The 11,213-nt window shown below is 70.7% G+C and carries 11 protein-coding genes; 4 read left to right on the top strand and 7 right to left on the bottom strand.

The features are described 5' to 3' along the window. Window positions 1-27: 27 nt before the first annotated feature. Together ACT2CW_RS31735 and ACT2CW_RS31730 are read right to left on the bottom strand one after the other, a co-directional pair. Window positions 28-279, bottom strand: a complete 252-nt coding sequence (locus ACT2CW_RS31735) for an acyl carrier protein (RefSeq protein ID WP_020871025.1) — start codon at window positions 277-279, stop codon at window positions 28-30. A 286-nt stretch (window positions 280-565) separates the two neighbouring features. After that, a complete protein-coding gene (locus ACT2CW_RS31730; protein ID WP_445519105.1) occupies window positions 566-1,315 on the bottom strand; it encodes a LuxR C-terminal-related transcriptional regulator in 750 nt (249 codons plus the stop codon). Between the two features lie 344 nt (window positions 1,316-1,659). Between ACT2CW_RS31730 and ACT2CW_RS31725 the strand changes: the two genes are divergently transcribed. The 4 genes from ACT2CW_RS31725 to ACT2CW_RS31710 all read left to right on the top strand — a co-directional run bounded on the left by ACT2CW_RS31725 (window position 1,660) and on the right by ACT2CW_RS31710 (window position 6,494). Next, the gene (locus ACT2CW_RS31725; RefSeq protein ID WP_138915464.1) at window positions 1,660-3,225 is read left to right on the top strand and encodes an MFS transporter; all 1,566 of its coding nucleotides are present in this window, start codon (window positions 1,660-1,662) and stop codon (window positions 3,223-3,225) included. A 76-nt stretch (window positions 3,226-3,301) separates the two neighbouring features. Then, window positions 3,302-4,318 (top strand): zinc-dependent alcohol dehydrogenase, encoded by a 1,017-nt coding sequence (locus ACT2CW_RS31720; RefSeq protein WP_182471244.1) that lies wholly within the window; start codon window positions 3,302-3,304, stop codon window positions 4,316-4,318. Window positions 4,319-4,404: 86 nt separating this feature from the next. Then, complete coding sequence (locus ACT2CW_RS31715) at window positions 4,405-5,187, top strand: LLM class F420-dependent oxidoreductase (RefSeq protein ID WP_037956226.1); 783 nt, start codon at window positions 4,405-4,407, stop codon at window positions 5,185-5,187. Further along, window positions 5,184-6,494, top strand: a complete 1,311-nt coding sequence (locus tag ACT2CW_RS31710; protein ID WP_445519104.1) for an MFS transporter — start codon at window positions 5,184-5,186, stop codon at window positions 6,492-6,494. The genes ACT2CW_RS31715 and ACT2CW_RS31710 overlap by 4 nt, the downstream gene beginning before the upstream one ends. Window positions 6,495-6,510: 16 nt before the next feature. Here the strand turns inward: ACT2CW_RS31710 and ACT2CW_RS31705 are convergent, their stop codons facing one another. The 5 genes from ACT2CW_RS31705 to ACT2CW_RS31685 all read right to left on the bottom strand — a co-directional run bounded on the left by ACT2CW_RS31705 (window position 6,511) and on the right by ACT2CW_RS31685 (window position 11,188). Then, on the bottom strand, window positions 6,511-7,563 hold the full coding sequence (locus tag ACT2CW_RS31705; protein ID WP_182471245.1) for an ABC transporter substrate-binding protein: 1,053 nt from the start codon (window positions 7,561-7,563) through the stop codon (window positions 6,511-6,513). A 26-nt stretch (window positions 7,564-7,589) separates the two neighbouring features. Continuing rightward, window positions 7,590-8,153, bottom strand: a complete 564-nt coding sequence (locus ACT2CW_RS31700) for an ABC transporter permease (RefSeq protein WP_240813168.1) — start codon at window positions 8,151-8,153, stop codon at window positions 7,590-7,592. Window positions 8,154-8,641: 488 nt separating this feature from the next. Further along, window positions 8,642-9,514, bottom strand: coding sequence for a helix-turn-helix transcriptional regulator (locus ACT2CW_RS31695; RefSeq protein WP_445519103.1), 873 nt, complete (start codon window positions 9,512-9,514; stop codon window positions 8,642-8,644). Window positions 9,515-9,568: 54 nt separating this feature from the next. Next, on the bottom strand, window positions 9,569-10,363 hold the full coding sequence (locus ACT2CW_RS31690) for a response regulator transcription factor (protein ID WP_445519102.1): 795 nt from the start codon (window positions 10,361-10,363) through the stop codon (window positions 9,569-9,571). 390 nt (window positions 10,364-10,753) lie between these two features. Next, window positions 10,754-11,188: a hypothetical protein gene (locus ACT2CW_RS31685; protein ID WP_445519101.1), complete on the bottom strand. Its 435-nt coding sequence runs from the start codon at window positions 11,186-11,188 to the stop codon at window positions 10,754-10,756. Between the last annotated feature and the right edge of the window lie 25 nt (window positions 11,189-11,213).

The following is an 11,213-nucleotide window of genomic DNA, read 5'->3' as shown; positions in this document are numbered from 1 at the left end:
TTCCGAGGAGTCCGCCAGGATCGGCGGTCACCAGCCCGCCGCGTCGGAGACAACCTCATAGACGCCCCGGAGGTTTACCATCCGGCTGAGTTCGGATTGGTCTATGACAATGTTGAAGGTCTTCTCCAATGCCGCGAGTATTTCAATGGCACGCAGTGAATCCGCGTCATGCTCTTCTTTGAAGAGACTGGTCTCGGTGACCTCGTCGGGGTCGATCTCAAGAATATCGGTGACGATTTCCTTGATGGTTTCACGACGCTCTTCGACGATGGCGGTCATTACCGCGCACCTCCATTTTCGGGCATGGGCAAAGCGACGAAGCTTCCGCTGACGCTAGGCGCCGGTCCGGGAGGGGACAACCCCAGAGTCCACTAGCTGTCACGCGCCCGATGAACACCAGCGTTCGACTAGTCGGCGTGTCATAAAGCTGCACATGACAGCCGGTTACCCCGCGGTCAGAAGATGGAATCGACAGGAAGCTGCCAGGTCGTCGGCGGACAGAAGCGTGCCAATAACGTTCAAACCGCCAACAACCCGGCTGCCGCCCCGATCGCGCGGCCCGCCCCTACTCGGGGTCGGACTCCATCAGCCCGGCGCGCACGGCGCGCACTCCGGCCTGGAACCGCGATTCGACCTGGAGGTCCCGCATGATGTCGGCCACATAGCGACGGTAGGTACGCACCGAAAGGCCGAGCTTGCGCGCCGCGGCGTCGTCCTTGTAGCCCTCCGCCATCAGCGTCAGCACCTCGCGCAGCACCCGGCCGCGCGCGCCGCCCTCGAACGACAGCGGACGCATCGGGCGCTGGGCCGTGTCCCACATGCCGCACAGCAGCTGGTGCAGCATATCGGCCACGGTCGAGTTCTGGATCATCGAGGCGCGGGAGCCGCCGGGCTCACCCGGCGAGGCGTCGGGCGCGATGACCGCCGCGCCGTCCACGACCACCAGCTCCTGCCGCACCCCCTCGAAGACGCGCACCTCCAGGCGCGCCACGGTGCCCACCGAACGCTGCCACGCCGCGCCCCGGATGACCGCCGGCGGGCACAGCATCCGGGTCCTGACCCCCTTGCCCGCCAGTTGGGCGAGCGTCTGTCCGACGAGCCGGGCGTGGTCCTCGCCCGTGATCTCCGGCAGACTCCAGATCACATCCCGCTCGGCGCGCAGCACCAGCCGCGCCACCCACCCGGCCACGGCCTCCCCGTCCACCGGCAGTTCGGCGGACGCCGAGGCCAGCGCGGAGCGGCGGTGGTGGTGCACGGCGGACTCCAGGAGGCGTAACGCCTCGCCCAGAGTCTCCTCCAGGTTGTCCGACCCCATGTCCGGCTCCGTTCGAACCGCGCCTCCCGCGCCCACCTCCCCGTCAAATCCGTCAATAGGCACTCGCCCATTTGGTTGAATTCCGAAATGGCTCAAAGGACACCCCCGTTCCCTTTCCGGGAACAGTAACGAGCCCCCTGGCACACGGCAAGGAAGATCGTTCCTTATGGGACACTTCCCGCCGGGAAATACCCTCGCGTTCCGGCCACGACACCTCCCCGTGTCGGCAAGGGGCTGCGCCTCCGCTCGGCGGATTGGTAACTTCCTCTAGAGCCAGCACGCCATCCCTTGCCATACGACGCGGACCCCCCACCATGCCTTGGGTCCCGAAAGGCGCCGCCCCCATGGCTGCACAGAACACCGCGACCACCGATGCCACCCAGGCCGGCCCTTCCCACTCCCCCACCGGTCGCCAATGGCTCGCGCTTTCGGTGCTCGTCCTGTCCCAACTCGCGGTGTGGCTGGACAACACCGTGCTGAACGTCGCCCTCAAGACCCTGGCCGACCCCACCGAGGGGCTCGGCGCCAGCCCCAATCAGCTCCAGTGGAGCATCAGCTCCTACACCCTGGTCTTCGCGGTACTGCTGTTCACCGGCGGGGTGCTCGCCGACCGCTACGGCCACCGCCGCTTACTGCTCACCGGCATGGTGCTCTTCGGCGCGGCCTCCGCCTGGGCCGCCTACTCCGGCTCGGCCACCGAACTCATCGTGGCCCGCGGCGCGATGGGCATCGGCAGCGCCCTGATCATGCCCGCGACCCTCGCCCTGATCGCCCAGGTCTTCGACGAGCGGCACCGGGCCACCGCCATCGCCATCTGGTCGGGTTCCAGTGGAATCGCGATCGCCACCGGGCCGATGCTCAGTGGAGCGCTGCTCGACCACTTCTGGTGGGGTTCGGTCTTCCTGGTGAACGTGCCGATCGTGGTGGCGTGCGTGGCCGGATCGTTCGTCTTCCTGCCCGGTGTGGTCACCCGGGTGCGGCAGAAGTTCGACCCGCTGGGCGTGGTGCTCTCCACCGCCGGGCTCTTCGCCATCGTCTGGGGCGTCATCGAGGGCGGCCACCGCAACGACTGGACCGATCCGGCCATCGTCGGCTCGCTGGCCGGGGGCGTGCTGCTGGTCGCGGTCTTCGTCCTCGTCGAACTGCGCGTCGCCAACCCCAGCTTCGACGTACGGCTCTTCCGCGACATCCGCTTCACCGGCGCCAGCGTCGCCGTCATGCTCACGTTCTTCGGGCTCAACGGCTCGATGTACTACACCAGCTTCTATCTCCAGGGCGTCCACGGCCAGACCCCGCTGGAGTGCGGTCTCTCCATCGCCCCGGTCGCCCTCGGCGTACTGCTGGGTGCCCCGCTCTCGGCCAAGCTGGTACGGGCCTACGGGGTGCGCCCGGTCGTCACCGCGGCCATGCTGATCGCCACCACCGGCTTCGTGGCGTACGTGTTCCTCGACGAGCACAGCGGACTGCCGCTGTTCTGGGTCTTCCTCGTCCTCCAGGGGCTGGGCATGGGCGCGGCCGTCGCCCCGACCACCGAGGCCATCATGGCGATCCTCCCCGCCGACCGGACCGGCGCGGGCTCCGCCGTCAACAACTCGCTGCGGCAGATCGGCGGCGTCCTCGGGGTCGCGGTCCTCGGCTCCGTCCTGGTCAGCGTCTACCGCGACCGGGTCACCCCGCGGCTGAGCGGGCTGCCGTCCGGTGCCGCCGACGGCGCCGCGGAGTCGCCCGAGGCCACCCGGCTGCTCGGCGCGAAGATGCGGCTGCCCCGGCTGTCGGACATCGCCGACGAGGGGTTCGTCCACGCCATGCACGTGGCCTCCGTCGTCGGCGCGGCCGCCGCCGCGGCCGGAGCCCTGATCATCTGGTGGGGCTTCCGCAGGACATCTTCCGGAGCGCGATCCAGCATGTGATCGTTCTTCCTTGCCACCCCCGGCGCCCCGGAATAGCCTCCCGGCACAACATCCGTAAACGGGGAAGGCAGTTCACATGCGTACAGCTGTCATCACGGCGGCAGGCCAGGTGGAGACCAGAGAGATACCTGTCCCCGACATCGGTGACTCCGAGGTGCTGGTACGCATCGCGGCCTGCGGTATCTGCACCATGGAGGCCAATCTCTACGCGGGGCGGATGACCGTCTACCCCGCCGCCGCCGGACATGAGATCTCCGGCTGGGTCGAGCGGATCGGCGCCAAGGCCGCCGCGCTGGAGGACATGCCCGCCGTCGGCTCCCTCGTCGCCCTCGACGGACTGCCGCGCTGCGGCGCCTGCCGCAGCTGCCGGCGCGGCCAGACCGCCATCTGCGTCGCGCTCCAGGGGCACAAGCGGGAGGACGGCGCGATCACCATGGGCGCGGGGCTCGCCGAGTACATCGCCCTGCCCGCCTCCCGGGTGTGGTCGGTCGGCGACGCCGACCCCGCCGTCGCCGCCATGGGCGAGCCGCTGGCCTGCGTGGTCCACTCGCTGCGCCGCGGCGGCTTCCGCGCCGGGGACCGGGTCACCGTCATCGGCGCCGGCTACATGGGCCATCTCCACCTCGCCGTCGCCGCGCAGCTCCAGGCCCGTGGCGTCGCGGTGGTCGAACGGGACGAGCAGCGGCTGGCCGCCATCGCGGCGGCGGGCGCCGACGCGGCCGTCACCCCCGAGGACGTCGGCCAACTGCCGCCCGCCGACGTGGTCTTCGTGACCATCGCGTCCAAGGAGGCCATCGCCTCGGCGCTCGCCGCGGTCGCCGACGGCGGCACCATCGTCCTCTACGGCGGCGGCCCCGGCGGCCCGCCCGCCGAACTCCCCGGCTATGAGGTGCACCGCCGCCAGCTGACCGTCACCGGCTCCTTCAGCCATGAGCCGGACGACTGGCGGGCCGCCGCCGAACTGCTGCGCGGCGGGCGGCTGTCCGGGCGGCTGGAGACGCTGGTCACGGCGCGTTACTCGCTGGACGAGGTCGAGAAGGCGCTCAAGCAGGCCGCGGAGACGCCCGTCTACCGCGTGGTCGTCACTCCGTAGCCGCCCGCGGCGCCCTCCCACCCGTCGTGGGCGAACCGGCGCCAGAGGCACCAGACCCGAATCGCCGAGTGAAAGGATTCCCCTCCGTGTCCCTGCGCGTAGGCGTCCAACTCCACCCCCAGCACACCGGAATCGCCGAGCTGCGCACCGCGTGGCGGGAGGCCGACGCCATCGGGGTCGACTCGCTGTGGACCTGGGACCACTTCCTGCCGCACACCGGCGACCCCGCCGGGCGCCACTACGAGTGCTGGTCGCTGCTGTCCGCGATGGCGGTCGAGACCCGGCGGGCCACCATCGGGCCGCTGGTGAGCTGCACCGCGTTCCGCAATCCGCATCTGCTGGCGGACATGGCCCGCACCGTCGACCAGCTCAGCGGCGGGCGGCTGGTGCTGGGTCTTGGCGCGGGCTGGTTCGAGGCCGAGCACACCGAGTACGGGCTGCCCTTCCCCGGACCGGCCGGGCGCATGGACGCCTTCGCCGCGTCCGTCACCGCCGTCAAGGAGCGGCTGGCCAAGCTCAACCCCGGCCCCGCGGGCCCGCTTCCGCTGCTGATCGGCGGCGCCGGGCGGCGGCGCACCCTGGAGCTGGTGGCCCGCGAGGCCGACTGGTGGAACTGGTACGGCTGGGCCTCCGAGGACCCGGTCGCCGACTTCCGCGAGCTGAGCGGCGTGCTGGACGAGTGGTGCGAACGGGTCGGCCGGGACCCGGGCGCGGTGGCCCGTACGGTCATGGTCAACCCCGACCAGCTGCCGCTGGTCGAGGGGTTCGCCGAGGCCGGGGCGGTCCATGTGGTGCTCTCCCTCCCGGCCCCGTACGACCTGCGCAGGGTCGAGGAGCTGCTCAAGGTGCGGGCCGCGCTCACCTCGTGACGGCCATACGCGCCACGGCGCCCCGTACGCCCCTGGGGCGCCGCTTCGGCCTGCTCATGGGCGCGCTGCTGCTCTCCAGCCTGGGCAACGGGCTGTGCTTCCCGTTCACCTCGATCTACATCAGCCAGTTGCTGGGGCTCGGCGGCCGGGCGGCGGGCGGCTACTTCATCGCGATGGCCGCGGCCAGCTTCGCCGCCGCCCTGGCCGGCGGGCCACTGGCCGACCGGGGCAGCCCGCACCGGGTGGGCGCACTGGGCGGCGCGGCGCTCGCGGTCGGGTACGCCCTGCTGGCACCGGCCGGTTCGGTGGCGCTGGTGCTCGCCTCCGGGGTGTGCGTCGGGGCGGGCTTCGGGCTCTTCTACGCCTCGATCGTGGGCATCGTGGACCTCGCGGTCCCCGAGAGCGGCCGCCGCTCGGCCTTCGCCATCCGGCACATCGTCAACAACGCCGGGATCGGACTGGGTTCGGTCGCGGCCGGGCTCGCGCTGCACGGCGCGGCCACCCCGGTGGGGGCGCTGCGCTGGCTGTACCTGGCCAACGGGCTGGCGGCGCTGCCGCTGATCGCGGTGACACTGGGCGTACGGCCCCGGGCCCGGCCTGGGCACGGTCCGGCGGACCACGCGGCGGAGCCGCATATCGATGCTGCCGGGAAGGGGCGGGGAGAGGAGAAGCCCGCAGAGAAGCCCGGGGCCGGGCCGACCTATCGGACCCTGCTGCGGGCCCGCCCGATGGCCCTGCTGATCCTGGCCCAGGCGCTCTTCGCGATCGTCGGCTTCACCCAGATCGAGGCGACCGTGCCGCTGCTGATGCACGACCGTATGGCGGTCACCCTGGGCTGGGTCAGCGCGGTGGTGGCGGCCAACTCCTTCGCCCTGATCGCCCTTCAGCCGCTGCTCCGCCGCCGGCTGGAACGGCTGCCGGAGACCGTGAGCCTGGCCGCCGGTCCGGTGCTGTGGACCGGGGCGTTCGGCTGCGGTCTGGGCGCGGCGCTGGCCGGGGAGGCGGCCCCGGCGGCCGTGCGGTACGGGCTCCTGCTCGCCTTCGCGGTGATCTTCGCGGCGGGCGAGCTGATGTACTCCTCCGCCTTCTATCCGCTGCTGCTGCGCTGGTCGGGCGAGGAGGCGGTGGGCCGGGCGAGCGCCCTGGCGTCGCTGGCCTGGAACCTGGGCACCGCCTCCGGCCCACCGATCGGACTGTTCGTCGTGGCCAACGCCTCGGCCACGGGCAGCTGGCTGGCCCTCGCACTGGGCGCGGCGGCCGCGTTCACCGTGGCCGCCGCGCTGCACAGCCGGACGACGGACGCCTGACCGCCGACCAGCGCACCTACGACTTGGGCAGATACGACGTGTCGTAGGCGTCCTCAGGCGTGACGCTCTTCTCCAGGAGCCCCTGGTCGTACATGAAGTCGGCCATCCGGGTCCAGGTCTGCGGGTCGATCGCGCCCAGCTCCCCCTGGTCGTTCTTCATCAGCGGCGCCGTGGCCTTCAGCACCGCGCGGGCGTTGTTCCGCTGCTTCTCGCCGCGCAGCCCCGGTACGTACTTCTCGCTGAGCTTGATGGCCTCGTCCTGGTGGTCGATCGCATAGCGCAATCCGCGCAAGGACGCGTCGACGAACTTCTTGATGTCATCACCGCGCTTGTCGAGCGTCTTCTTCTTGGCGCCCAGGCCCACACCCACCAACTGGTCCCCCGCAGAGCCCGAGTTGAGGGTTATCGACCGGACCTCCTTGCCCGCCTCCTTGAACGAGACGGCGTCATTGTTCAGATAGCCCATCACCCCCTCGACCTTGTTTCCGGTGAGGGCCGCCTGCTGGGTGAAGCCGATGTTCTGGACCTTGGCGTCCTTGGTGGAAAGGCCGCCCTCCTTCAGGAGCGCCAGCAAACCGAAATAGGTCTCGCCGAAGGCACCGGGGGTACCGATCTTCCGGCCCTTGAGGTCGGCGGGGGTCCGGATCTTCGATTCCTTGGGCACGATCAGGCCCACCGGGTATTTCTGGTAAAAGGTGGCGATGTCCACGACGGGCACATTCTTGGCGCGCGCCTGAAGCATCTCGTCGCCGCCCGCGTAGATCACATCTTCCTTGCCCGATGTGAGAGCCCCGAAGAGATCTTCGGCCGCGCCGTGGTGGCGCAGTGTCACATTGAGTCCGGCGTCCTTGTAGTAGCCCTTTTCGGCGGCCACATAGAACGGCGAGAACTGGATGTTGGGGGTGTAGGTCAGCCCCACCGTGATGCTTGCGCCGCCCTTGGCCCCCGCGTTCTTCGGCTCCTCGGCACATGAGGTCAAAGTGGCCAGTACCACCACCGAGGCGAGGGCGGCCGCGCCCGTGACCCGATGTCTGTGGGCACGCCTCATGGACGTCTGCACGAAACGCACGTACTTCTCCTCTTGGGTGAAAGTTGTCAGTCGCGCTGAACGAGCCGCTCGACCAGGCGGACCACTCCGTACGAGACGGCGGCGAGAAGGCCGAGCATGACGAGCGTCGAGAACAGTCCGATGGTGTCGGCCTCCTGGCGCTGCACCGACAGCAGCTGCCCAAGGCCGTCGCCGCCCATCACGAATTCGCCGACGACCGCGCCGGTGATCGAGAGCGTGAGGCCGTTGCGCACCCCCGCGAGAACGCTGGGCAGGGCGAGCGGAAGCTCGATGTACCAGAGCATCCCCCACCACCCCACCCCGTCCACCCGCGCGGCCCCCATCACATCGGGGTCCAGCGAACGCAGCCCCAGCACGGTGTTGACGAGGATGGGGAAGAAGACCAGCAGCGCGCACAGGACCGCGATGGGCAGCAGTCCGTACCCGATCCACAGGGCCAGCAGGGGGGCGAGCGCCACCGCGGGCATGGCCTGCGAGGCGGCCACATACGGCTGGAGGGCCGCCGCGGCGATCTCGCTGCGGGCGATCAGATAGCCGAGCGGCAGCGCCACTCCGATGCCGATACCACTGCCCGCCAGCGCCTCCCACACCGTCTCCTCGGTGTAGTCGACGAGATCGCCGTGGAAGACGTCATCGAGGAATTGCCGCGCGAGGTCCAGCGGAGCCGGAAGATAGAATTCCGCAACGGCGCCGGTCCGGGTCACGATGTCCCAGACGACAAGCAGCGACAGCCCGAATACCAGCGGCGGCAGCACGCTCCGGAACAGCGTTCCGCGCCGGTTGACGAGTGCCGACCCGGATGCCGCTCCGGTCATTTTCCGGCCGGCCCCGGACCGCGATTTCTCACCATTTCCGCCGCCGTCGCCGGTCTTTCGCGCATGTCCCGGTCGGGGTGAATGCGGCTCGTCCGCAGCCGACTCGCCGTCCGCGCCCGCCGTGGCGGTCGCGCCCCTTCCGTGCCCTTCGGTCATCCCCAAATCCCCTTGCATTACCGGCTGTTGCCAGATCTCGGCACGCCCGCAGGCAACCTATCGCCAGCACGCTCCGGATCACAATGTCGATGGGGAAAACGAAATAATCATGTGGAACTATTTCCAAGGATGCCGAGCTCAGTGGCGCGCACCCCGGCCTGGAAACGGGAGTTGGCCTCCAGCAGCTCCAGGATCCCGGTGACATAGCGGCGGTACGTACGCACCGAGATCGCCAGATCGCGGGCGGCGGCCTCGTCGGTGACCCCGTCGCGCAGCCGGGCCAGCACCCGGCGGACCATTTCGGTACGGGCGCGGTTGCCGAAGTCCAGCGGGCGGGCGGCGGGCACGGCACCGCCCCAGATGGAGCGGAACATTCCGTACAGGGTGGCCACCACCACCGGGTCCTCGATGACCGAGGTCTGCCGCCCCTCCTCGGCCTCGGTGCACACCAGGGCGGTACGGCCGTCGGCGATCACCGCCGTGGGCAGCGCCACCGACGCGATCCGCACCTGCGCGGGGCGGGCGGCCGGGGCGGCGCCGGACGTCTCGGCGGGCGGCGCGGGTCCGGGGATGGGCCGGGGTACGGGCCCGGACGGCGCCGCCCCGGCAGCGGACCCGGAGGCAGGCCCGGTGGATCCGGCCCCGGGCGCGGATCTGCCGCGCAGCACCCGCACCCCGACCGGCTCGCCGAGGTCCGTGAGCAGCGCGCCGAGCGCGGCCTGCACCGGCACCATCCGGGCCGAGCACTCGGGGAAGACGGCGTCCACGCTCCGCCCCGCCTGGCCGATCACCTCCTCGGCGGCGGCGAGGAACGCGGCGTCCTCCACCCCCACCTCGGTGAACCGCGCGTCCCGGGCCCGCCGGGCGCGATGCTGGATCACCGTGGACTCAATGAGGTCCCGTACCTCCCGTAGCGTCCCCTCCAGGGCGTCTCCCGCGAGCGCGGCCTCCGGTCCAGGATCGCGTCCGCGCTCCATCATCTCGACATTCCCGCACTTTCCGCCTCGTGACGTGGTCAAGGTCTCGAGCGCCGTTCAGTGACGGCTGGGCAGCAGCCCCATTTCCACCGCCCGTACCCCCGCCTGGAAGCGGGAGTTGGCCCCCAGTTCGCGCATGATCTCTGCCACGTACCGGCGGTAGGTGCGCAACGAGACCTGCATCTGGCGCGCCGCCACCTCATCGGTGTGGCCGGTGCGCAGACACTCCAGGATCCGCCGTACGGAGTCCGGGCACAACCGCCCGCCGAGCCGTGGATAGTCGGCGAGCGCCACGGCGTTCCCCCAGGTCCCGGCGAACATCATCTCCAGGGCCCGCACCGTGGCCGGATCCTCGACGAGCGACGCCTGCCCCGGGCCCCGCCCCGGCTCCGACGGCCCCCTCCTGAGATAGACCACCTCGCCGTCGATGAGCAGCGCCTCGGGTAACGCCGGCAGCCCGCCGTCACAGACCCGGATCTCGCACCGCGGATCGGTGCGCGCGAGCGCCCGTACCGCCCCCGAGGCCAGCACCGGCTCCTCGCACAACAGCCGTACGACGACGGCGCGCCGGGCTCCCCTGGCCGGGCGGGCGAGCGCGGCGCAGACGGCCCGCGTCTGCTCCTCGTTCCCCGACAGCACCACGCTGACGGTCCGCTCGGCGCAGTCGACCAGGGTGTCGACGACCTCGGCGAGCGGCACCTTCCCCAGAGCCGTCCCCGCCCAGGAGTCCTGGGCCAGCTCCCTCCGGTGCCGGGTGACCGTGGACTCGATCAGATCACGGGCGGCCAGCAGCGCGTGCTCGACATAGTCGATGGCGCCTGACGAGGGAGTCTCCGTGCTCTCCGTGCTCATGGGAGAAGGCTCGGACACCCTCACAAGACCAACCATGACTTCCCCTGCCGGGTGACAGTGACCTGGTTATGCGAATACCGGCCTGATTCTCGTCAATTTCCCTGCCCCGAAATGCGCGGGCAGCATTGTGCGAAATCCATGACGACACTAATTCGCGCACAGCGACCGCGTCAACGCGGGGCGTGAGGTAAAGAGTTGACAAAACGGCGTGCGGCGGCGCGCGTCATGCTGTCGAGCCGCCGATGCGCCGGGGGCGCGTGTCCACAAGTTACCGGCGAGTCCACCTTCCGGCCCCGGGGAGACTACGGACCGCAGCGAATCGACGCCGTTCGGCGACGCGGAGTGGGGGCTGATGTCCGGTTACTGCCAACTCGGCACGCCCGATCGGCGTCAGCCGAAGCTGATCGGCCCCTGGAAGTCCCGTCCCTGGACCACCGGGCCGGTGATACGGGCGTTGCCCCCGATGCGGTTGTGCACGGCCCCCGCCTCCCCGGCCGACTCGCCGTGCTCACGCATCCAGGCGGCCAGGTCACGGCCGAACTCCGGGTCCTGCCGGGCCCGTTCCACCAGCAGATCGGCCAACTGGCGCAGCCGGGCACCGTCGTCGTACGGAATCGCCACCGGATCCGGACCCCCCGGGCCCGGACCACCCGGATCCGGACCACCCGGCCCCGGCTCACCGGCCGGTTCGCCCTCGCCGCGCCGCAGCACCCTGCGGACCAGCGTGCCGAAGGACTCCAGGGCCCGCCGCCCGGCCTCACCGCCGGCGCCCGACACCGCTGCGTTGACCGCCGTGACCAGCGCGCCCGCCGTCACCGGGTCCATGGCCCACCCCCTGCCCTCGGTCGGG

The sequence above is a fragment of the Streptomyces sp. NEAU-174 genome (assembly GCF_052665095.1).
This window is presented reverse-complemented; position numbering and strand designations above follow the sequence as displayed.